The following is a 21151-nucleotide window of genomic DNA, read 5'->3' on the forward strand; positions in this document are numbered from 1 at the left end:
CGAGCCGCTACGCCGCAGCTTCGGACTTGATCGTCTCGATCGCCTGGTTGAAGCCGCCGCTGGTCAGCGACGATCCGGCGACCCTGCTGACCGCGATCTCGTCGATGTCCCTTCCCACCACGGCGTCGGCGATCCCGCCGATGAAGCGCCCTTGATACTCTTCGGATTCGCGCTTCTGGGGATCCCCGACGACGGACACCTCCGCGATCACATCGTCCTCCAGGGTGACGGTGACCGTGATCGTCTCGACCGATTCGGGTGTGGCGTAGGAGCCGTCGGCGGTGTACGTGCCGTCCGCGTACGTGCTGTCCCCGGACGGGGCTGCCGGCTCGGAGGCGCCCGAGCCCGGGGCGGAGCTTCGGCTCGGGCCGGCAGCGGGTGCCTCGGTGCCGCCCCCGGCGTCCGTGGGGGCGCACCCGGCGAGGGCGAACGTCGCGGCCACGGCGGCCACGCCTGCCCCGATGCGGAGGGGGCGCGGTACTGCGTCGGTGCGGATCATGGTGGTCCTCCTGCGATGCCTGACGGTGGGTGCGGATGCGAGAACTGTTCCCGACCAACCTATGGAGCGTCGTTGAACGCAGCCTGAACAGGTCACCCCCGCCCGCGCCGGCCCCGGCGGAGCGCTTTGAGAGCCTCGATCGCCAGGAAGATGACGATCGACAGCGCGATCGGCGGGCCCCAAGACCACACCGCGAGCGGACGGGAGCCGAACAGGTCGTTCATGAACGGCACGTAGGTGTAGATGAGCTGGACCACCACCAGCGCGAGCGCCGACCACCACACCGCCGGGTTGCCGCGGAGCACGTCGACGGTCAGGCTGGACCGGCTCAGGAACCGGCAGTTGAACAGATACGCGAGCTGTCCGAGCGCCAGCATCGCGACCGCTTCGGTGCGCGCATAGGCGATATCGGTGCCGCCCGCGACCGCGCCGTAGAACACCCCGAGCGTGGCGCCGCCGATCAGCAGCGAGACGAGGAAGACGAACCCGAGCTCGCGGGCGGAGACGATCGACCCGCCGGGGGCGCGCGGCGGCCGGGTCATGATGCCCCGCTCGGCCGGTTCGTAGGCGAGAGCGAGCGAGAGCGTCAGCCCGGTCACCATGTTGACCCAGAGCACTTGCACCGGTGTGAGCGGCAGCGCGAGCCCGAACACGACCGCCACGAGGATGACCAGTGCCTGCGCACCGTTGGTGGGCAGCAGGAACACCACGGACTTGCGCAGGTTGTCGTAGATCCGGCGCCCCTCGCGGACCGCCGCGCGGATGGTGGCGAAGTTGTCGTCCGCGAGGACGATCTCGGCGGCCTCCTTGGTCGCCTCGGTGCCCTTGATGCCCATCGCGATCCCGATGTCGGCCCGCGTCAGCGCGGGGGCGTCGTTGACCCCGTCCCCGGTCATCGCCACGACCTCGCCATGCGCCTGCAGACCGCGGACGATGCGGATCTTGTGCTCCGGGCTGGTGCGGGCGAAGACGTCGACGTCGCGGACCACCGCCTTCAGCTGCTCCTGCGTCATCGCCTCAAGTTCGGCCCCCGTGAGTACGCGCGCGTCGGCGTCGTGCACGATGCCCATCTCGCGGCTGATCGCCAGGGCGGTGCCGGCGTGGTCGCCGGTGATCATCTTCACGCGGATGCCGGCGGCGTGGCAGTCCGCGATCGCGTCGACGGCCTCCGGGCGTGGCGGGTCCAGGATGCCCCAGACGCCCAGGAACTCCAGTCCGTGCAGATCGTCCAGGCTGACCACCTCGCGGGTCCGATCCACCGGCAGGCGGGCCGCTGCCAGCACCCGCAGCCCTGCGCCGCCCAGCTCTGCGACCTCGGCATCCCAGCGCTCCACGTCCAGCGGCTCCCGGCCGGCCGCACCGCGCTGGCTCGTCGATCGCTCCAGCAGACGGTCCGGCGCCCCCTTCACCAGAACGGCGCGCGAGCCGTCCGCTGCCTCGTCCAGGGTCGCCATGAGCTTGTGCGCCGAGTCGAACGGCACCACATCGACCCGCCGGATGCCGGCGGAGCTGACACCGCCTTTCAGCGCGACGACCTTCAGCGCGCCTTCGGTGGGCTCCCCGACCAGGCTCCAGCCCCCGTCCGCGGTGTCGCGGACCAGATGCGCGTCGTTGCACAGCGTCGCGACCGACAGCATGGCCGCCACGTCTGCGCCGGGCGGCTGCCCGTGGTCGGCGAGGATCTCGCCGTCCGGGTCGTAGCCCAGGCCGGTGACCTCGTAGTCGCCGACGGGTGTGACGATGCGCCGCACGGTCATCTCGTTCTTGGTCAGCGTGCCGGTCTTGTCCGAGCAGATCGTGGTCACCGAACCCAGCGCTTCGACGGCCGGCAGCTTGCGGGTGATGGCGTTCTGACGCGCCATCTGCTGCACGCCGATCGCCAAGGTGATCGTCACCAGCGCGGGCAGCCCTTCCGGGATGGCTGCCACCGCGAAGCCGATCGTCGCCGAGATCAGCTCGGCGAACGGCATCCCGTGCCCGAACCGTCCGATCACGAGCATGAGCACCGCCATGCCGAGGATGACCAGCGTGAGCTTCTTGCCGAAGTCATCCAGCTGCTTGGTCAGCGGGGTGGCCAGGGAGCCGGCATCCCCGACGAGTTCCTGGATCTTTCCGATCTCGGTCGCGGTGCCGGTTCCGGTCACGATCCCCCGGCCCTGCCCGGCAGAGACGATGGTGCCGGAGAAGGCCATGGAGGCTCGGTCTCCGACGCCGGCCTCCAGGGGCACCGGGTCCACCGCCTTGGATGCGGGCACGGATTCGCCGGTCAACGCGGACTCGTCGATGCGCAGCTGGACCGCCTGGAAGAGGCGCACATCCGCCGGCACCTTGTCGCCCGGGGCCAGGCGGATGACATCGCCCGGCACCAGCTCAGCAGCGGGCACGGTCATCCACCGACCATCGCGACGGGCGCGAGCGTCGGCGGAGAGCATTCCGCGGATGCCGGCGAGCGCCGACTCTGCGCGGCCTTCCTGGGCGAAGCCGATCACGGCGTTGATGACCGCCACGGTGATGATCACCCAGAAATCCAGCCAGTCGCCCATGATCGCCTTGACGGCAGCGGCGCCCAGCAGGATGTAGATCAGCGTGTCGTTGAAGTGCATCAGGAAACGCAGGATCGCGGGTCTGCGCGGCGGCGGGGGCAATTCGTTGCGCCCGACGTCCTGCAGACGCGCTGCCGCCTCGACGGCGGTCAGACCCGCGGTGTCCGTGCGCAGTGCGCGCTCGACCTCCGGCACCGTCCGTGCGAACGGACGATCGACGGCCAGGGTCGCTGCCTGTGCCGGGAGTGTCATGGATGCACCCGCCGCGCTATGCGGCCCCGTCGAACATGCTCGTGACCGACCCGTCTTCGAACACCTCGTGGATGGCCCGAGCCAGCAGCGGCGCGATCGGCAGGATCGTCAGCGCGGGGAACAGCTTGTGCTCCGGGATCGGCACGGTATCGGTGACGACCACTTCGTCGATGGCCACCGACTGCAGGCGCTCCGAGGCCGGGTCGCTGAAGATCGCATGCGTGGCCGCGACGATGACGCGTTCGGCGCCGCTCTTCTTGAGCGCCTCCGCGGCCTTGACGATCGTGCCGCCGGTGTCGATCATGTCGTCGACGAGGAGGCAGACCCGGCCCTCCACCTGACCGACGATCTCGTTCACGGTGACCTGGTTGGCGACCTTCGGGTCGCGACGCTTGTGGATGATCGCGAGCGGGGCGCCGAGGCTGTCAGACCAGGTGTCGGCCACCCGCACGCGGCCGGTGTCCGGCGAGACCACGGTCAGCTTTGCGCGGTCCTCCGGCGAGAGCGTGCGCTGGAAGTACTCCAGCAGCACCGGCTTGGCGAAGAGGTGGTCGACGGGGCCGTCGAAGAACCCCTGGATCTGCGCGGCGTGCAGGTCGACGCTCATCACGCGGTCTGCTCCGGCGGTCTTGAGCAGATCCGCGACCAGACGCGCGCTGATCGGCTCGCGCCCGCGGCTCTTCTTGTCCTGGCGCGAGTACGGGTAGTACGGCGCGACAACGGTGATCCGCTTCGCGGACGCGCGCTTGGCCGCATCCAGCATGATCAGCGTCTCCATGAGCCACTCGTTGACCGGCGGGCCGAAGCTCTGGATCAGGAAGAAGTCGCAGCCGCGGATGGACACCTCGAACCGGGTGAGGATCTCGCCCGACGCGAAGGTGCGGTACTCGGTGGGCACCAGCTCGGTCCCGATGGCCGCGGCGACGTCCCTGGAAAGTGCCGGGTGCGAGCGCCCACCGGCGACGACCAGGCGCTTCTTCGTCTTGGCCACCAGACCGGGGGCGATGTCGTTATCGCGATCGAGATCAACCGTTTTCCGCTTGCGCGCCATCGTCTGCCTTCTGTGCCGACCGGGCCTTGGCCGCGACGTCCGCCGCGCCGGTTCCCGCTCTGTTGGTCTCGACCCATCCCTCGACGTTGCGTTGGGGGGCCACGCTGAGCGCCAGTGCCCCGGGCGGCACGTCCTTTCGGATCACCGCGCCGGCCCCGGTCTTCGCGCCTGCTCCGATCCTAACCGGCGCCACGAACACGTTGTGCGACCCGGTGTGGACCTCGTCGCCGATCTGGGTGCGGTGCTTGGTGAGATCGTCGTAGTTGGCGGTGATCGCCCCGGCCCCCAGATTCACGCCCGTGCCGATCGTGGTGTCGCCGATGTAGGACAGGTGCGGCACCTTGCTGCGCTCGCCGATCGTGGAGTTCTTGGTCTCGACGAACGTGCCGATCTTGCCCCGGTCGCCCAGGACGGTGTTCGGCCGCAGGTACGCGAACGGGCCGACCGTGGCGCCGGCGCCGATGACGGCCAGAGTCGCATCGGTGCGCGTCACCGACGCGTTCTCGCCGACCTCGCAGTCCACCAGGCTGGTGTCGGGCCCGACCGTGGCGCCGGCGGCGATCGAGGTCGCGCGGAGGATGTGCGTGTTCGGCAGCACCGTGACATCCGGCGCGAGCGATGCGGTCACATCGATCCAGGTGGTGGCCGGGTCGAGGATCATCGCCCCCTCCAGCTGCCACCTGCGCACCGTGCGGGCGTTCAGCAGCCGCGCCGCTTCGGACAGCTGGACGCGATCGTTCACCCCGAGCGCGGCGGTCGCCTCCGTCGCCTGCGAGACACCCACCGCCAAGCGCGAATCGCGCAACAGCGCCACCACGTCCGTCAGGTAACGCTCGCCCTGGGCGTTGGCGCTGCCGACCAGGGCGATGTGCCGGCGCAGCGGCTCCGCCTGGAACACGTACACCCCCGCGTTGATCTCGGTGACGGATGCCTCATCGTCGGTGGCGTCCTTCTGCTCGACGATGCGCTGCACGCCTCCGGCCGAGTCGCGGATGACACGGCCGTATCCGGTCGGGTCGGCCACGACGGCGCTGAGCACGGTGGCCGCGGCACCGCTCTCGCGGTGGGTGCGGATCAAGCGCGCCAGAGTCTGGTCATCCAGCAGCGGCACATCGCCGCTGAGCACCAGCACATCGCCGCTGAAGTCGGGCAGCTGAGCCAGTGCCACCTCGACGGCGCGACCCGTGCCGGGGACCTCGTCCTGATCGACGACCACGATCTCCGGTGAGATGTCCAGGACGACATCGGCGACGAGGTCGCGCTCGTGCCGGACCACGACCAGCACCTTCTGCGGGTCGAGCGCGCGCGCGGTGTCCAGGACGTGGCCGAGCAGCGGACGCCCGCCGATCCGGTGCAGAACCTTCGGCAGACTCGATTTCATCCGCGTGCCCTGACCCGCGGCGAGGATGATGACGGCCAGCTGGGGCGCGGTGATGTTCTCGGACATGCTCCGCCGCCAGGATTCGAACCTAGACCTAACAGCTCCAAAGGCTGTCGTGCTGCCATTACACCACGGCGGACCGCGACCCCCGCCTGCACAGGGAGCGGCCGCCCGATAAGTCTGCCAGACGCCCGCTGAAGCTCCGCGTGCCGGCGGGGCGGCCGACCACGATAATGAGGACATGGCTCAGGAGACGGACGAGGTCGACCGGATCGTCGGAGCGTGGACGGCGCAGCGTCCCGACCTGGACTTCTCGCCGCTCGAGGTGCTCTCGCGCGTCGATCGGCTCTCCCGCCACCTGGACCGTGCCCGTCGCGACGCCTTCCGGCGCAGCGACCTCGAGCCGTGGGACTGGGACGTGCTGTCCGCCCTGCGCCGCGCCGGCGAGCCGTTCCAGCTGAGCCCGAAGCAGCTGCTGCAGCAGACGCTGGTCTCCAGCGGAACGATGACCAACCGCATCGACCGACTGGTCGGACGAGGTCTCGTGCACCGTGAGGCCGACCCGGACGACGGGCGCAGCATCCTGGTGACCCTCACCGAGGACGGCCGGATCCGCGTGGATGCCGCGATCACCCGCCTCGTGGACGCGGAGGCTCTGCTGCTGGCCTCACTGTCCCGCTCGGATCGCGAGCGTCTGGCGGGACTGCTGCGCAAGCTCAGCCTGGGGTTCGACGTCTGAGGGGACGCACAGGCGTCCGGGCGTAGAATTCTGTGTGCCCTTCTCCGATCAGCGACCCGCCTCGCCCGCGCCCGAATCCGCCGATCACGGCCCCAGCGGCATCGACCCGTCCGAGTTGGCGATCACGCTGCGGGTGCTTGCGCAGCTGGACGAGGTGGATCAGCAGCATCCCGACTACCGGACCGTGCGGCACGCCACGGCGAACATGTTCAAGTCGGCCAAGAAGGTGCGACGGCTGGAGAAGCGCGCGCTCATCGCCGACGCGGACCGCTCGGTGGTCGCGGCCACCGCCACCGGCGCACCCGACCGGATCGATGACGAGACGCGCGGCATTCCGCTGGCGATCACCTCCGGCTCGTCTTCGGCGGGGACGCTGATCAAAGCGCGCGCCTGCTATATCTGCAAGCAGCCGTACACGCACGTGGACGCGTTCTACCACCAGCTGTGCCCGACCTGCGCGGCGATGAGCCACGCCAAGCGGGAGGCGCGCACGGACCTGACCGGCCGCCGCGCGCTGCTGACCGGAGGCCGCGCCAAGATCGGCATGTACATCGCCCTGCGGCTGCTCCGCGACGGCGCGCACACGACGATCACGACGCGCTTCCCCCGCGACGCCGTGCGCCGCTTCACCAGCCTGCCCGACTCGGCGGAGTGGATCGACCGGCTCCGCGTGGTGGGAATCGACTTGCGCGATCCTGCCCAGGTGATCGGCCTGGCCCAATCCGTGGCCGCGCAGGGACCGCTGGACATCCTCATCAACAACGCCACCCAAACGGTGCGACGCTCTCCCGGCGCGTACCAGCCCCTGGTCGACGCGGAGCTGGCGCCGCTGCCGGACGGCCCGCTGCCCGAGCTGGTGACGTTCGGGCACACCAACGATGCCCACCCGCTCGCCCTGGCCCAGTCCGTCAGCGCACATCCGATCCTGGCCGCGGCGGCCACGCGTGCCGAAGAGCTGACCGAGCAGGCGATGGCTGCCGGCTCGAGCTCGCTGGACCGTCTCGCCGCCGGAACGGCGATCGACGCCGGGGGGCTGCTGCCGGACCTGGAGGACTCGAACTCGTGGACTCAGCACGTGCAGCAGGTGGATCCGCTGGAGATGCTGGAAGTGCAGCTGGCGAACACCACCGCCCCGTTCCTGCTGGTATCGCAGCTGCGTCCGTCGCTGGCGGCCAGTCCGGCCCGGCGGACATACGTGGTGAACGTGAGCGCCATGGAGGGCGTGTTCGGTCGCGGGTACAAGGGTCCGGGCCACCCGCACACGAACATGGCCAAGGCGGCCGTGAACATGCTGACCCGCACCAGCGCCCGCGAGATGTTCGAGACCGACGGCATCCTGATGACCAGCGTCGACACCGGCTGGATCACCGACGAGCGCCCGCACCCCACGAAGGTGCGCCTCGCCGAGGAGGGCTTCCACGCGCCGCTGGATCTCGTAGACGGCGCAGCGCGCGTGTACGACCCGATCGTGCGCGGCGAGGCCGGCGAGGACATCTTCGGCGTCTTCCTGAAGGACTACGCGGTCGGCAGCTGGTGAACCCGGCCGAGTTCCTGCGGCACGCGCCGATCGGCACGCGCGTCGTGGTCCGCTCCCTGCTCGGGGACGGCGGGGCAACGGATGCGCTCGGCTATCTGCGATCGAAGGATGCCGACACCGTCGTCGTGGAGACCCGGCGCGGGCGCGAATCCGTCGCCCTGGCGGCCGTGATCGCGGCCAAGGCGGTGCCGCCGCCGCCGGATCCGCGGCTCCGCCGCACCTAGCGGCGGCAGGCCAGGCGCCCACCGCCGCTTAGGCTGGGAGGATGGCCCATCTCCTCGGCGGCGAGCACCTGCACGTGGAGTTCCCCGCGAAAGTCGTCCTGGACGACGTGACCGTGGGAGTCGACGGCGGCGACCGCATCGGCATCGTCGGACGCAACGGCGACGGCAAATCCACCCTCATGAAGGTGCTGACCGGCCGGTTGCAGCCCGACTCCGGCCGTGTCACGATGCGCGGCGGCGTGCGCGTCGGGATGCTGGCCCAGGACGACGACCTGCCCGATGACGAGACCGTGCGCCACGCGATCGTCGGCGATCGCCCCGAGCACGAGTGGCTCGGTGACGCACGCGTGCGCGACGTGCTGGACGGTCTGCTGCGGGACGTGCCGCTGGACACCGTCGTGTCCGCCCTGTCCGGCGGTCAGCGCCGACGGGTGGGTCTGGCCCGTCTGCTCGTGGGCGACTGGGACGTCATCGCCCTGGACGAGCCCACCAACCACCTGGACGTGGAAGGCATCGCCTGGCTCGCCGAGCACCTCGCGCAGCGGTGGGCGCGCAACGCGGGCGGCCTGCTGCTGGTCACCCACGATCGGTGGTTCCTGGATGCCGTGTGCACGCGCATGTGGGAGGTCCACGACGGCACGGTCGATCCGTTCGAGGGCGGTTACGCCGCGTACGTGCTGCAGCGTGTCGAGCGACAGCGCCAGTCCAACGTGGCCGAGACCAAACGCCGCAACATCCTTCGCAAGGAACTGGCGTGGCTGCGCCGCGGGGCGCCGGCGCGCACCTCCAAACCGAAGTTCCGCATCGAGGCGGCCACCCAGCTGATCGAGGACGAGCCGCCGCCGCGTGACAACGTGGAACTGGCCAAACTCGCCACCGCACGCCTCGGCAAGGACGTCGTGGACCTGCTCGACGCCGGCGTGGACTACGGCGCCGGTCCGATCCTCAAGGACGTCGAGTGGCGCATCGCGCCTGGCGAGCGCACCGGCATCCTGGGACCGAACGGTGCTGGCAAATCGACGCTGCTGGGCCTGGTGGCCGGGACGGTGGAGCCGACGTCCGGACGTGTCAAGCGCGGCAAGACGGTGAAGGTGGCCACCCTGAGCCAGCGCCTGACCGAACTGGATCAGTACGCGGACGAGCGGGTCCGGGACGTGCTGGCGCTGCAGAAGACCTCGTACGTCACGGGCGGCAAGGAACTGACTCCCACCCAACTGCTGGAACGGCTCGGGTTCCGCTCCTCGGAGCTGTCCACGCCGGTGCGCGACCTCTCCGGCGGGCAGAAGCGGCGCCTGCAGCTGCTGCTGGTGCTGCTGGACGAGCCGAACGTGCTGATCCTGGACGAGCCGTCCAACGATCTGGACACGGACATGCTCGCCGCCCTCGAGGACCTGCTGGACTCATGGCCCGGAACGCTGCTGGTCGTCTCGCACGACCGGTACCTGATCGAGCGCGTCACCGACCAGCAGTACGCGATCGAGGGGCAGGGCATGCGGCACCTGCCGGGGGGTGTCGAGGAGTACCTGCGCCGCCGCGCGGCCGCACGCGATGCGCCCGCCGCGGCGCTCTCGTCGTCGCCGGCCACAGGCGCCGGCCTGGCCGGGGCCGACCGGCGCGCCGCCGAGAAGGAGCTCAGCGCGATCGAGCGGCAGATGACGAAGCTGACGCAGCGGATCGCGGCCGCGCACGCCGACCTGGCTGCGCACGACCAGTCGGACTACGTCGCGATCGGCAAGCGGAACGCTCAACTGCAGACGATGAAAGCCGACCTCGGCGACCTCGAGGAGCGCTGGCTCGAGCTCGGCGAATCGCTCGGCCACTGACCGGTCCCGCCTGCACCGCGAGACGGGATAGGCGCCGCGAGCCCGAGTCCGTGGATCCCGGTCTGGTGGCGCGTATCCCGTCTCGCGGGGGATCGCCGCGGCTTAGATCAACCCGTTCTCAGTGAGCCACTGCGTGGCGATCTCGTCGGGGTTCAGCTCATCGACAGTGCTCTGGACGTTGAGCGCCACCAGCCCCTCGGGCGTGAGCGCGGCGCTGATCGCGTTGAGGATCTCTGCGGCACCGTCCGGCAGCTCACCGCTCACGAGCGGAACGACGTTCGAGGCGAGGAACAGTCCCTCGGGGTCTTCGAGGACCACGAGGTCGTTCGTCTGGATGGCCGGGTCGGCCGTGTAGATGTTCGCGACCTGGATCGTGCCGGCCAGCAGCGCGTCCAGCGTGGTGGTCGCCGTCGGCGAGAACCCGACGGTCACCCCGTAGGTCTCGAGCAGGCCGCTGGGGCCGTACGGGCGTTCGGCCAGCTCGGGCGGTCCACCCAGCGTCAGCGCCGTGCTGACGCTCGCCAGGTCGCCGATCTCCACCAGCGAATTCGCGTCGGCGAACGCCTTGGTCACCGTGTACGAGTCCTGATCCGTGGCGGTGGACTGCTCGAGCACGGACAGCCCCTCCGGCAGCACGTCCGGCAGCGCGGCGTAGACGTCCTCGGAGGTGCGCGCCTCGGTCTCGGGGTCGAAGAACTGGAGGAGGTTTCCGGTGTACTCGGGGATGAGCGTGATCTCGCCGGATTCCACGGCGGGCATGTAGCTGTCGCGTTGGCCGGCGTTGAATCCGTCGCGCGAGACCTCGAAGCCGGCGTTCTCGAGCGCCTGCGCGTAGATCTCGGCGATGATCGCGTTCGAGTAGTACTCGGCCGAGCCGATGGCGATCACGTCGCCGCCGGCTTCCGCGGCTCCGGTGTCGTCCGCGAGCGGGTCACCCGACGAGCAGCCGGTCGCGACGAGCGCGACGCCCGCCAGAATGGCCGCGGCGAACGCGACCCGGGACTTGCGTGCTGTGAACATGATGTTTCCTTCGGGGTTGGGGACTGTGTGACTTCAGGCGCGAGCGGTGGCGGCGGCGCGAGCGGTCGCCGATCTGTTCGGACGAGAACGATCTTCGGATTGCGCGGCACGGATGCCGGCCGGCTCGGAGGCGCGCTGCAGCAGCGCGAAGACGCCGTCCAGGACGAGGGCGAGCGCGGCGACGAGCAGCGCGCCGCCCAGGACCACCTCGAATCGTCGCAGCGGGATGCCGGCCAGGATGTACTGCCCCAGCCCACCGAGGTTGACGTAGGCGGCGATCGTGACGGTCGCGACGACCTGGAGCGTGGCCGAGCGCAGACCGGCGATCAGCAGGGTCAGGCCCAGCGGGGCCTCCACGCGCCAGAGGATCTGCCACTCGGTCATGCCCATCGATCGCGCGGCGTCGATCACCCTGCGGTCGATCGCCTCGAATCCCGCGTACGCCCCCGCGAGGATCGACGGGATCGCCAGGAGGACGAACGTGATGACCGCCGCCTCGGTGGTGCGCAGCACTCCGATGAGCAGCACCAGCAGCACGAGCAGACCGAACGACGGGATCGCCCTGGCCGCACCCGAGAGCGCGACTGCGACGTCGCGGCCTTTTCCGGTGTGGCCGATCAGCCAGCCCAGCGGGATGGCGATCGCCGCCGCGATCAGCACGGAGAGGAAGGTGTAGAACAGCTGCTGAGCGAGGGCCACCGGGATGGGCGCGAGGCCGCGGCCCGGATCGCCCGAGAAGATCCACGAGATCGCATCGACGATGAGGTTCACGCGACGCTCACCTCCAGCGCGGGCGCGCCGCGCCGCGCGCGCCGCCGCTGCGTCCGCGTCCACGGCATCAGCACCCGCCCGGCCGCGATCAGCAGGCCGTCGATCACCAGGGCGATCAGCAGCACGGCGAGGATGCCGGCGAGGACCTCGGGGATGATGCGGCGCTGCGAACCGTTCGTGAACAGGTATCCGAGATTGGTGATGCCGATCAGGGCGCCGACGGTGGCCAGAGCGATGGTGCTGACGGCCGTGACCCGCAGACCCGCGAGGATGACCGGTCCGGCGAGCGGGAAGTCCACGGCGAAGAAGCGGCGGCCGGCGCCGTAGCCCAGCGCCGTCGCCGCCAGTCTCGTCGACGTGTCGACCGAGGCCAGCCCATCAGCGACCGAACGGACCATCAGCGCGATGGCGTAGATCGTCAGCGCGAGGATCAGGTTGATCTCGCTGAGGATCGGGGTGCCCAGCAGCACCGGCAGGATGGGCAGCAGGGCGAGCGACGGGATGGTGTACAGCAGTCCGGTGACGGCCAGGATGCCGCCTCGCGCGGCGCGGTAGCGCCAGGCCAGCCAGCCCAGCGGAACCGACAGCACGAACCCCAGGACGAGCGCGATCACGGACTGGCGCAGGTGCACCAGCGCCAGCTCCCAGATCAGATCGAGGTTCTGTCCGACCCAGTTCACGCGGTGCCTCCCACGATCGCCCCCTGGGTGCGCCCGTCGCTGTCGACCACCACCGTCCCGCGCTCGGTCTGCTTGAGCGTCAGCGCCCGCCGGCCGCGGTCGGTGCCGATGAAGCTCGCCACGAAATCGTCGGCGGGGTCCTCGATGATCTGACTGGGCGAGCCGACCTGCGCGATGCGGGCGCCCTTCTGCAGGATCACCACCTGATCGCCGAGGAGGAACGCCTCGTCGATGTCGTGCGTGACGAACACGACCGTCTTGCCCAGTTCGCGCTGCAGCCGGATCAGCTCCTGCTGCAGGTCGGCCCGCACGATCGGGTCCACCGCACCGAACGGCTCATCCATCAGGAGGATGTTCGGGTCGGCGGCGAGCCCACGGGCCACGCCCACGCGCTGCTGCTGCCCGCCGGACAGCTGACTGGGGTAGCGTCCCGCCAGCGCCCGGTCCAACCCGACGGTGTCCAGCAGGGCGAGAGCCTGCTCGCGCGCCCGCTTCTTGGGCACGCCGCTGAGCACCGGGACCGTGGCGACGTTGTCCAGGACGGTGAAATGCGGCATCAGCCCGGAATTCTGCATCACGTAGCCGATTCGCCGCCGCAGCTTGACGGCATCCTGTGTCAGGATGCTGTCACCGTCGATCTCGATGTCCCCGCCCGTCGGCTCGACCATCCGGTTGATCATCCGCAGGAGCGTCGTCTTGCCGCAACCGGATGAGCCGACGAAGACCGTGGTCTTGCGGGACGGGATGACGAGGTTGAAGTCCTCGACGGCGCGCGTGCCGTCGGGGAACTCCTTGGAGGCGGATCGGAATTCGATCACGGCGCCTGCTCCATCAGGTGGCGAACTCGCTCATCGACGTGTTCACTGCCCGGGACGGGGTGAGGCCGCGACTTCGACTTCCTTCCAGAACGCGATGTGACCGGAGAAGTCCTTGCCGACCCGTTCGATCGCGCTGGGGTACGGCTCCGGATAGCTCCATGCCCGGTCCTGGAGGACGCCGTCGTCGCCGACCACCGAGTAGTACTGGCATTCGCCCTTCCACGCGCAGGTGTACGGGGTCGGGCTCTCTTGCAGATACTCGTGGTTGACGCTGTCCGGAGGGAAGTACCAGTTGCCTTCGATCCGGATGAGGTCATCGTCTTCGGCCTCGGCGATCACGGTGCCGTTCAGTCGCGCCTGCATGGATTTCCTTCCAGGAAACGCGTCCTCGGTGCAGGGCAGCGCTTCGGGGCTCGTCACAGCGGCCGGGGTCCCGACCGCCTTCGAGCGTAGCGAACCCCACGGACACTGGGCCCGAAGTGGCGCAGTTCGCACGGACGTGGTCGCAGCGCACCGTCCGGACGGACGTCCGGCGTCAGCTAAGCCAGACGCGCACCGTGCACCGGCCCGTGGACGTGCAGAGCGCGGTACCCGGCCGCGGAGAGGACGACCTGCAGTTCCAGAGCCGACTCCGGGTCGCTCGCCAGGAAGGCCAGCGTCGGCCCCGACCCGGAGACCAGTCCGACCAGCGCGCCGGCCTCCTCGCCGAGTTCGAGCGCGTCCCTCAGCGGGGGTCGCAACGAGAGTGCGGCGGTCTGCAGGTCATTGCGTGCCCGCTCGGCCAGCGAGACCGGATCGCCCGCGCGCAGGGCCTGCAGCACGCCGGGAGGGACGGCGGGAGTACGGGGGGCGCGGAGGACGTCGGGATTCATCCGCAGCACGTCCAGATGCGCGTAGACCTCCGGGGTGGACAGGCCGGCGTCGGCCGGGACCACGACCCAGTCGAACCTGCCCTTCGCCAGCGCCGGACTGAGCTGGTCGCCGCGACCGGTGCCGATCGCGGTGCCGCCCATCAGCGCGAACGGGACATCCGCACCCAGTCGTGCGGCCAGCTGGTGCAGCTGCGCAGTGCCGAGGTCGGCGCCCCACAGGGCATCGCACGCCACAAGTGCGGCCGCGGCATCCGCCGAGCCCCCGCCCATGCCCCCGGCGACGGGCACGTGCTTGACGATCTCCAGATGCACGCCTCCGGCGTAGCCGATCTTCTGCGCGACCAGCCGAGCGGCGCGCAGCGCCAGGTTGCGGTCGTCGGCCGGGACGCCGGAGAGATCGACGGTTCCGGAGACGGTGACCGAGAAGTCCTCCGCCGATTCGGCCCACACGTCCTCGTACAGCGAGACGGCCTGATAGGCGGAGGCGACCTCGTGATAGCCGTCCTCCTGCGCGTCGCCCACCTCGAAGAAGAGGTTGAGCTTTCCCGGCGCGCGTGCATGGACGCGGCCGGTGGCGGCGGGCGAACTCACAGCTGGGTCGACTCCGCCCACAGGTCCACGGCGATGTCGTCCGAGAGCATGTCGATCTGCTCGAGCTCCTCGGTCGAGAATGCCGGGCCCTGCAGCGCGGCGATGTTCTCATCCAGCTGTTCGGTCCGCGATGCGCCGATCAGTGCCGAGGAGACCACCGGGTCGCGCAGCACCCACTGGATCGCCAGCTGGGCGAGGGTCTGTCCGCGTTCCTTCGCGATGACATCCAGCGCACGCAGCGTCGCGAGCCCGTGCTCGGAGAGCGTCGAGTGCGGCAGGGAGGATCGCTGCTGGGCGCGCTCGGCCGTGCCGTCGCCGAGGTACTTGCTCGTCAGCAGGCCTTGAGCCAGCGGGGTGAAGGCGATCGCACCCATGCCCTCCTGCGTGAGCACACCGGTCAGGCCGTCCTCGACCCACCGGTTCAGGATGGAGTAGGCGGGTTGGTGGATCACCAGCGGCGTACCCAGGCTGCGGGCCACGGCGGCCGCGGTCGCGGTGCGCTCGGCGCTGTACGAGGAGATGCCGACATACAGCGCCTTGCCCTGCCGCACGAGCGTGTCCAAAGCGCCGATCGTCTCCTCGATCGGCGTGACGGCATCCACGCGATGCGAGTAGAAGATGTCGACGTAGTCCAGGCCCATCCGGGTCAGGGACTGGTCGGCGCTGGCGAGGATGTACTTGCGCGAGCCCAGGTCGCCGTACGGTCCCGGCCACATGTCCCAGCCGGCCTTCGAGGAGATGATCAGCTCGTCGCGGTACGGACGGAGATCCTCGCGCATCATGCGACCGAAGTTGGTCTCGGCGCTGCCGTGCGGAGGTCCGTAGTTGTTGGCCAGGTCGAAATGCGTGATGCCCTTGTCGAACGCGTGGCGCAGAAGCTCGCGCTGCCGGTCGAACGGGATGTTGTCGCCGAAGTTCCACCACAGTCCCAGTGAGAGCGGCGGCAGGTACAGCCCGGACGCGCCGACCTGCCGATAATCCGTCGCGGAATACCGGTCTGCGGCCGCCGTGTACGGACGGTGGATGTCTCGAATGTCGGAGCGGAAACGCGATGCATCGGTCACGCCCCGAGCCTAGCCCCGGCAGGCCGCGCGGTCACGGGATGCCGGATCAGCCCGCGTCGGGCGGGATGCAGGTCCGAGTGGCGGTGTCAATGCCCTGCTGCCGGAAACGTCGCCGAAACCGAAGCGGATTAGAGTAGGTCTCTTCCCTAGGAGGCCCTATGGCGACGCTGGCCGCTCTGCCCGCTCACCCCCGCAGCTGGACCGCTCTGCTCGAGCGCGACGACATCGTCCTGGATCAGGGCGTGCTGCGGCTGCGCCATGAGCACACCACCCCTCAGGAGGCGCGCACCGCGGACCTCCTGCTCACCGCACAGGCCCTCGAAGCCGCCGGTGTCCCGGTGCTGCTGATCCGGCACGACCTGCGCACCCTCGCCCTGGTCGTGGACCTCGCGCACGCCGAGAACGCCTTGGCCGCCCTGGGCGGCGTCCCGGAGCCGCTGTACGTGAAGCGCAAGGCGCAGGCGCCGATGCTGGTCGCCGACGTGGATGCCGCATCCTCCGCACCGACCTCGATCCGCGTGTATCGCCCGCGGATCAGCGCGACGGGCGGCTTGCGCTACAACCACGAGCTCGGCATCCGTCTGGAGTTCTGGCGTTTCGGCGAGGAGCTCGTGGAGGCGCCGCACGACAACGCGCTGACCCGGCGATTCACCCCGACGCCGGACCTGCCCTTCACCGAGGTGGAGCGCTGCGGGCGCCGGTGGCGCACGATCAGCGGCATGTTCGACGTGCATCCGGCCGAGGTCACCGAGGACGTGGACATGGTCTTCTCGTGGGTGGACGGGTCCTCCAACGATTTCCAGCGCCAGCGCGCGGCGCAGATGGCCGAGTACGTGGTCGGCGAGGGCGATGACGGACCGGCGCGATACCGTCACGTCGACGAGCTGCGCTATGCGCTGCGCAGCGTGCACATGTACGCGCCCTGGGTCCGGCGGATCTTCATCGCCACCGACTCCCCCGCCCCGGCCTGGCTGCTGGATCACCCGCGCGTGACCATCGTGCGCAGTGAGGAGTTCTTCGCCGACACCTCGGTGCTGCCGATCCACAACTCCCACGCCGTCGAGGCGCAGCTGCACCGCATCGACGGGCTGGCCGAGCATTTCCTCTACTCGAACGACGACATGTTCTTCGGCCGCTCCGTCGATCCCGAGCTGTTCTTCTCGGCGGCAGGCCTGACCCGGTTCGTCGAGTGCGGCGTGCGGATCGGCGCGGGGCCGACCTCGCCGAGCCGCAGCGGTCACGACAACGCCCTCCGCATCAACCGCGATCTGCTCAGGCAGCGGTTCGGCCGCACCATCACCCGGGATCTGGAGCACTGCGCGACGCCGTTGCGCCGCAGCGTCCTGGCCGAGCTCGAGCGCGAGTTCGCCGCGGACTTCGCCCGCACCGCCGCTTCGCGCTTCCGCTCGGCGACCGACATCTCGGTGACCAACAGCCTGTACCACTACTACGCGCAGTTCACCGGGCGCGCCGTGGCCACCACGCGGCCGCACGTGCGCTACATCCAGACCACGCTGGCCGCGTCGCTGGCCGGCATGGAGCGTCTGGCCCGCCGGCAGGACGTCGACATGTTCTGCTTGAACGACGGCGGCGAGGCGGAGATGCCCGAGGAGCTGCGCGTGCGCACCCTCACCGACATCCTGCAGCGCATGTTCCCGATTCCGGCTCCGTGGGAGCGGACGGACGTCAGCGCAGAACGGGAATCGGCTCCGTCGGCGGAGCGGACCGTCGCAGGTTGAACGGCACCACACCGGCATCCTCGAGGCGGCGCCGCGCCTCGAGGGCGTCGATGTGCTCGAGGGTGTGCGGCGCGTCGACCGGCACGACCGAGTGCACCACGGTGTCGTCGTAGACGTGCACCAGATTGAACGCCTGGGCACCGTCCTGGGGACGGGTTCCGCCGACCGGGACGGTCAGATCCTGCGCGTAGCAGGTCGATGAGGCGACCGACACGGGGATGCCCGCGAACGTCGCGAAGGTCGAATAGTGCAGGTGCCCGGCGATGATCGTTCGCACGTCGGTCCCGCGCAGCACGCGCGCCAGGCGGCTCTGATCGCGAAGCTCCACACTGCTGGCCAGGGGAAGCACGCTGGGCACCGGCGGATGATGCATGGCCAGGATGCTCCCCAGCGGCGCCGGGGTGGAGAGCACATTGGACAGCCACGCCAGCTGCGCATCGCTGATCTCGCCGTGATGGAAGCCGGGGACGCTGGAGTCGAGGGTCACCAGCCGCAGCCCGTCCAGCTCATCCACCCGGTCGACGGGCAGCGGATCGGCGCCGGGACGCTCGTCGAGCAGGCGCGCGCGGAACTGGGCACGATCATCGTGGTTTCCCATGACCCAGAACACCCTGCTACCCAGGCGCTGGGCGAACGGTTCGATGAGCCGGCGCAGCTCGGAGTACGCCGCGCCCTCGCCGAGATCGGCCAGATCGCCGGTGAAGACGATGCCATCCGGGGCGATCCCGGATGCTTCGATGACGCCGAGAGCACGCGTGAGACGATCGGTCGCATCGACCAGGTCGAACAGACGTGAACCCGCCGCGCGCAGATGTGTATCGCTCAGGTGCAGCAGGACGCGCTCGGGCGCCGGATACTCCGCGGTGTGCATGGGACCTCTCCCTCGGCGCCGACGGCGCGCATCCACCACTGTGGCGAACCCAGGCAAATGTTACCGGGATGTTTCGTGAACACCCTGGGACCGGCGCGCGAACAGTTCCGAATCGGGACCTATGAGGCCCGGGCGATGCGCAGGAACTCTTCGACGCCGAGTTCCTCGCCGCGCGCAGTGGGTGCCACTCCGGCTTTCTCCAGAACGACGGATGCCGCGGCCGCTGAGCCGAACACCCCCGACACGGCCTGCCGCAGCATCTTGCGCCGCTGCTGGAACGCGGCATCCACGATCTGGAAGGTGCGCAGCCGTTCGGCTTCGGTCCCCCGCAGCTGCGCATCGCGGCTGAACGCGACCAGCACGCTGTCCACGTTCGGCACGGGCCAGAACACCTGGCGCGAGACCGTGCCGGCCAGCCGCCACGGGCCGTACCAGGCGGCCTTGACGCTGGGTGCGCCGTAGATCTTGGAGCCCGGCGCGGCGGCGAGCCGCTCGCCGACCTCTGCCTGCACCATCACCACGCCCCGCTGGATTCCCGGGAAGGTCTCCAGCAGGTGCAGCAGCACCGGCACCGAGACGTTGTAGGGCAGGTTGGCCACCAGAACAGTGGGGTCGCCGGGCAGGGCGGTGATCCGGAGTGCGTCCGCGTCGACGACCTCGAGCATTCCCTCCGGCACGCCGTGCGCGGCGGCCGTCTGCGGCAGGCGTGCGGCCAGGCGGTGGTCGATCTCGACGGCGGTCACCGCCGCGCCCGTCTCGAGGATCGCCAGGGTCAGCGAGCCCAGCCCCGGGCCGACCTCGACCACGCGCTCGCCGGGCTGCACCCGGGCGACGGACACGATGCGCCGGACGGAGTTGGCGTCGACGACGAAGTTCTGACCCAGTTTCTTGGTCGGGGTCAGATCCAGTTCGGAGGCCAGCGCGCGGATCTCGGCCGCGCCGAGAAGTGTCACGGGCATGCGTTCCAGCCTAGCCGGGCGAGGGTGCGCGCCCGCGTCCGCCAGCCCTTGACAGGGCCGCGCCGGGCGCGCAAGTGTGGGCGCAGCGGGCGAGGACGCCCGCAGCAGGTTCGAACGAGGAGGCCCCCCGTGAGTTCGGCCCAGACATCCGATCCCCACATCACCGTCCCCATCACCCGCGTCATTCTGGTCGCAGCCACCGCCGCTCTCGGCGGGTTCCTGTTCGGCTTCGACACGGCCGTGATCAACGGCGCCGTCAGCGCCATCGGCGAGCAGTTCAACGCCGGCCCGTTCCTGCTCGGCTTCGCCGTCGCGTCGGCCTTGATCGGCTGTGCGGTCGGCGCCTGGTTCGCCGGGCGCATCGCCGACCGGTACGGCCGCATCCGGGTCATGCTCATCGCAGCGGCGCTGTTCATCATCAGCGCGCTGGGCTGCGGCTTCGCGTTCAGCATCTGGGATCTGTCGTTCTGGCGCGTGGTCGGCGGCCTCGGGGTGGGCGCGGCATCCGTCATCGCACCGGCCTACATCGCCGAGGTCTCGCCGCCCGAGCACCGCGGGCGGCTCGGGTCGCTGCAGCAGATGGCGATCGTCAGCGGCATCTTCGTCGCGCTGCTGACCGACGCGGCGATCGTGGCGACCGCAGGAAGCTCGACCGAACCGTGGCTCCTGGGCGCCGAGGCGTGGCGATGGATGTTCGTCTCCGCGGTGATCCCGGCCCTGATCTACGGGGCCCTCGCGCTGACCATCCCGGAGTCGCCGCGCTACCTCATCGCACGCGGCGAGATGAAGCGCGCCAAGGACGTCCTCACCCGCTACGTGGGCGGGCACGTCGAGAAGACCACGACCGACATCCTCAAGACCGTCGAGGGCAAGTCCGACCGGCCGCGCTTCTCGATCCTGCACGGGTCGAAATTCGGGCTGCTGCCGATCGTCTGGGTCGGCATCGGCCTGTCCGTGCTCCAGCAGTTCACCGGCATCAACGTGATCTTCTACTACTCCTCCACGCTGTGGCAGGCGGTCGGCTTCACCGAGCAGGACTCGCTGACCATCACCGTGATCACCTCGGTGACCAACATCGTCACCACGGTGGTCGCGATCCTGCTGATCGACAAGGTCGGACGCAAGCCGCTGCTGCTGGTCGGCGCGATCGGACAGTTCGTGTGCCTCGCCGTGCTGGCGGTGGTCTTCGCCACGGCGCCGATCGTCAACGGCCAGCCGATGCTCGAGGGCGCCGCGGGAACCACTGCGCTGCTGGCGGCGAACCTGTATGTCGTGTTCTTCGGCGCATCCTGGGGGCCGGTGGTCTGGGTGCTGCTGGGCGAGATGTTCAGCAACCGCATCCGCGCGGTCGCGCTCTCGGTCGCCGCGGCGGCGCAGTGGGCGGCCAACTTCGTCATCTCGACCACGTTCCCGGCGCTGGCATCGGTCGGACTGGGCCTGGCTTACGGCGTGTACACGTTCTTCGCCTTGGTCGCCATCTTCTTCGTGCTCAGGTTCGTGCGCGAGACGAAGGGTCGCACCCTGGAGTCGATGACCGACACGGAGCCGGCTAGGGCCGCGAAGACCCCGAAGCCGGCGAAGACCGCCGAGTAGGGAGCAGATCCGACCCATGACGAACAACAAGCCCGAGCACGAGAGGGTCCGCGAGGAGCGTGAGGCAGCGCAGCGGGAGAAGGACCGCCTGGAGGAACAGGAGCAGAAGCGCCTCGACGATCAG

At 69.8% G+C, this 21151-nt stretch carries 19 protein-coding genes and 1 tRNA gene; 6 read left to right on the top strand and 14 right to left on the bottom strand.

Going from position 1 to position 21151, the window contains the following annotated elements:
* Positions 1 to 7: 7 nt before the first annotated feature.
* The 5 genes from QNO12_RS10405 to QNO12_RS10425 form a co-directional block, all read right to left on the bottom strand.
* On the bottom strand, positions 8 to 499 hold the full coding sequence (locus QNO12_RS10405) for an FMN-binding protein (protein WP_257502323.1): 492 nt from the start codon (positions 497 to 499) through the stop codon (positions 8 to 10).
* A 92-nt stretch (positions 500 to 591) separates the two neighbouring features.
* On the bottom strand, positions 592 to 3294 hold the full coding sequence (locus tag QNO12_RS10410) for a cation-translocating P-type ATPase (RefSeq protein ID WP_257502322.1): 2703 nt from the start codon (positions 3292 to 3294) through the stop codon (positions 592 to 594).
* A gap of 16 nt (positions 3295 to 3310) precedes the next feature.
* Entirely contained in the window at positions 3311 to 4345 is a 1035-nt protein-coding gene (locus tag QNO12_RS10415; protein WP_257502321.1) for a ribose-phosphate diphosphokinase, read from the bottom strand.
* Positions 4320 to 5792, bottom strand: a complete 1473-nt coding sequence (gene glmU / locus QNO12_RS10420) for a bifunctional UDP-N-acetylglucosamine diphosphorylase/glucosamine-1-phosphate N-acetyltransferase GlmU (RefSeq protein WP_257502320.1) — start codon at positions 5790 to 5792, stop codon at positions 4320 to 4322. Before glmU ends, QNO12_RS10415 begins: the two co-directional genes overlap by 26 nt.
* 1 nt (position 5793) lies before the next feature.
* Positions 5794 to 5865, bottom strand: a tRNA-Gln gene (locus tag QNO12_RS10425).
* 102 nt (positions 5866 to 5967) lie between these two features.
* Between QNO12_RS10425 and QNO12_RS10430 the strand changes: the two genes are divergently transcribed.
* The 4 genes from QNO12_RS10430 to QNO12_RS10445 are packed head-to-tail and all read left to right on the top strand — an operon-like array spanning position 5968 to position 10049.
* Positions 5968 to 6465 (top strand): MarR family winged helix-turn-helix transcriptional regulator, encoded by a 498-nt coding sequence (locus QNO12_RS10430; protein ID WP_257502319.1) that lies wholly within the window; start codon positions 5968 to 5970, stop codon positions 6463 to 6465.
* A gap of 34 nt (positions 6466 to 6499) precedes the next feature.
* Positions 6500 to 8002: an SDR family NAD(P)-dependent oxidoreductase gene (locus tag QNO12_RS10435; protein ID WP_374761026.1), complete on the top strand. Its 1503-nt coding sequence runs from the start codon at positions 6500 to 6502 to the stop codon at positions 8000 to 8002.
* Positions 7999 to 8226 (top strand): hypothetical protein, encoded by a 228-nt coding sequence (locus QNO12_RS10440; RefSeq protein ID WP_308495359.1) that lies wholly within the window; start codon positions 7999 to 8001, stop codon positions 8224 to 8226. Before QNO12_RS10435 ends, QNO12_RS10440 begins: the two co-directional genes overlap by 4 nt.
* A 41-nt stretch (positions 8227 to 8267) precedes the next feature.
* Complete coding sequence (locus QNO12_RS10445; RefSeq protein WP_257502318.1) at positions 8268 to 10049, top strand: ABC-F family ATP-binding cassette domain-containing protein; 1782 nt, start codon at positions 8268 to 8270, stop codon at positions 10047 to 10049.
* A 102-nt stretch (positions 10050 to 10151) separates the two neighbouring features.
* Here the strand turns inward: QNO12_RS10445 and QNO12_RS10450 are convergent, their stop codons facing one another.
* The 7 genes from QNO12_RS10450 to mgrA all read right to left on the bottom strand — a co-directional run bounded on the left by QNO12_RS10450 (position 10152) and on the right by mgrA (position 15865).
* On the bottom strand, positions 10152 to 11069 hold the full coding sequence (locus tag QNO12_RS10450; RefSeq protein WP_257502317.1) for an ABC transporter substrate-binding protein: 918 nt from the start codon (positions 11067 to 11069) through the stop codon (positions 10152 to 10154).
* Between the two features lie 33 nt (positions 11070 to 11102).
* Positions 11103 to 11840: an ABC transporter permease gene (locus QNO12_RS10455; protein ID WP_257502316.1), complete on the bottom strand. Its 738-nt coding sequence runs from the start codon at positions 11838 to 11840 to the stop codon at positions 11103 to 11105.
* Positions 11837 to 12520: an ABC transporter permease gene (locus tag QNO12_RS10460; RefSeq protein WP_257502315.1), complete on the bottom strand. Its 684-nt coding sequence runs from the start codon at positions 12518 to 12520 to the stop codon at positions 11837 to 11839. Before QNO12_RS10460 ends, QNO12_RS10455 begins: the two co-directional genes overlap by 4 nt.
* Complete coding sequence (locus QNO12_RS10465) at positions 12517 to 13338, bottom strand: ABC transporter ATP-binding protein (protein ID WP_257502314.1); 822 nt, start codon at positions 13336 to 13338, stop codon at positions 12517 to 12519. The genes QNO12_RS10460 and QNO12_RS10465 overlap by 4 nt, the downstream gene beginning before the upstream one ends.
* A 42-nt stretch (positions 13339 to 13380) precedes the next feature.
* Entirely contained in the window at positions 13381 to 13701 is a 321-nt protein-coding gene (locus tag QNO12_RS10470) for a DUF427 domain-containing protein (RefSeq protein ID WP_257502313.1), read from the bottom strand.
* 176 nt (positions 13702 to 13877) lie between these two features.
* Positions 13878 to 14801 (bottom strand): 4-(cytidine 5'-diphospho)-2-C-methyl-D-erythritol kinase, encoded by a 924-nt coding sequence (locus QNO12_RS10475; protein ID WP_257502312.1) that lies wholly within the window; start codon positions 14799 to 14801, stop codon positions 13878 to 13880.
* Positions 14798 to 15865, bottom strand: a complete 1068-nt coding sequence (mgrA, locus tag QNO12_RS10480; RefSeq protein WP_285177918.1) for an L-glyceraldehyde 3-phosphate reductase — start codon at positions 15863 to 15865, stop codon at positions 14798 to 14800. The genes QNO12_RS10475 and mgrA overlap by 4 nt, the downstream gene beginning before the upstream one ends.
* 158 nt (positions 15866 to 16023) lie before the next feature.
* Between mgrA and QNO12_RS10485 the strand changes: the two genes are divergently transcribed.
* Positions 16024 to 17604, top strand: a complete 1581-nt coding sequence (locus QNO12_RS10485) for a stealth family protein (RefSeq protein WP_257502311.1) — start codon at positions 16024 to 16026, stop codon at positions 17602 to 17604.
* Here the strand turns inward: QNO12_RS10485 and QNO12_RS10490 are convergent.
* Both QNO12_RS10490 and rsmA read right to left on the bottom strand, forming a co-directional pair.
* Positions 17552 to 18475: a phosphodiesterase gene (locus QNO12_RS10490; protein WP_257502310.1), complete on the bottom strand. Its 924-nt coding sequence runs from the start codon at positions 18473 to 18475 to the stop codon at positions 17552 to 17554. The genes QNO12_RS10485 and QNO12_RS10490 overlap by 53 nt on opposite strands.
* Before the next feature lie 119 nt (positions 18476 to 18594).
* Complete coding sequence (rsmA, locus tag QNO12_RS10495) at positions 18595 to 19434, bottom strand: 16S rRNA (adenine(1518)-N(6)/adenine(1519)-N(6))-dimethyltransferase RsmA (RefSeq protein ID WP_257502309.1); 840 nt, start codon at positions 19432 to 19434, stop codon at positions 18595 to 18597.
* Between the two features lie 129 nt (positions 19435 to 19563).
* Between rsmA and QNO12_RS10500 the strand changes: the two genes are divergently transcribed.
* Positions 19564 to 21027, top strand: a complete 1464-nt coding sequence (locus QNO12_RS10500) for a sugar porter family MFS transporter (RefSeq protein WP_257502308.1) — start codon at positions 19564 to 19566, stop codon at positions 21025 to 21027.
* The last annotated feature ends 124 nt before the right edge of the window (positions 21028 to 21151 follow it).

The sequence above is a fragment of the Microbacterium sp. zg-B185 genome (assembly GCF_030246885.1).
GTDB lineage: Bacteria > Actinomycetota > Actinomycetes > Actinomycetales > Microbacteriaceae > Microbacterium.

Coding starts and splice junctions, on each gene's coding strand:
- QNO12_RS10405 (WP_257502323.1), bottom strand. CDS start 499: ATGATCCGCACCGACGCAGTACCGCGCCCCCTCCGCATCGGGGCAGGC.
- glmU (WP_257502320.1), bottom strand. CDS start 5,792: ATGTCCGAGAACATCACCGCGCCCCAGCTGGCCGTCATCATCCTCGCC.
- QNO12_RS10445 (WP_257502318.1), top strand. CDS start 8,268: ATGGCCCATCTCCTCGGCGGCGAGCACCTGCACGTGGAGTTCCCCGCG.
- QNO12_RS10410 (WP_257502322.1), bottom strand. CDS start 3,294: ATGACACTCCCGGCACAGGCAGCGACCCTGGCCGTCGATCGTCCGTTC.
- QNO12_RS10430 (WP_257502319.1), top strand. CDS start 5,968: ATGGCTCAGGAGACGGACGAGGTCGACCGGATCGTCGGAGCGTGGACG.
- QNO12_RS10485 (WP_257502311.1), top strand. CDS start 16,024: ATGGCGACGCTGGCCGCTCTGCCCGCTCACCCCCGCAGCTGGACCGCT.
- QNO12_RS10450 (WP_257502317.1), bottom strand. CDS start 11,069: ATGTTCACAGCACGCAAGTCCCGGGTCGCGTTCGCCGCGGCCATTCTG.
- QNO12_RS10470 (WP_257502313.1), bottom strand. CDS start 13,701: ATGCAGGCGCGACTGAACGGCACCGTGATCGCCGAGGCCGAAGACGAT.
- QNO12_RS10415 (WP_257502321.1), bottom strand. CDS start 4,345: ATGGCGCGCAAGCGGAAAACGGTTGATCTCGATCGCGATAACGACATC.
- rsmA (WP_257502309.1), bottom strand. CDS start 19,434: ATGCCCGTGACACTTCTCGGCGCGGCCGAGATCCGCGCGCTGGCCTCC.
- QNO12_RS10490 (WP_257502310.1), bottom strand. CDS start 18,475: ATGCACACCGCGGAGTATCCGGCGCCCGAGCGCGTCCTGCTGCACCTG.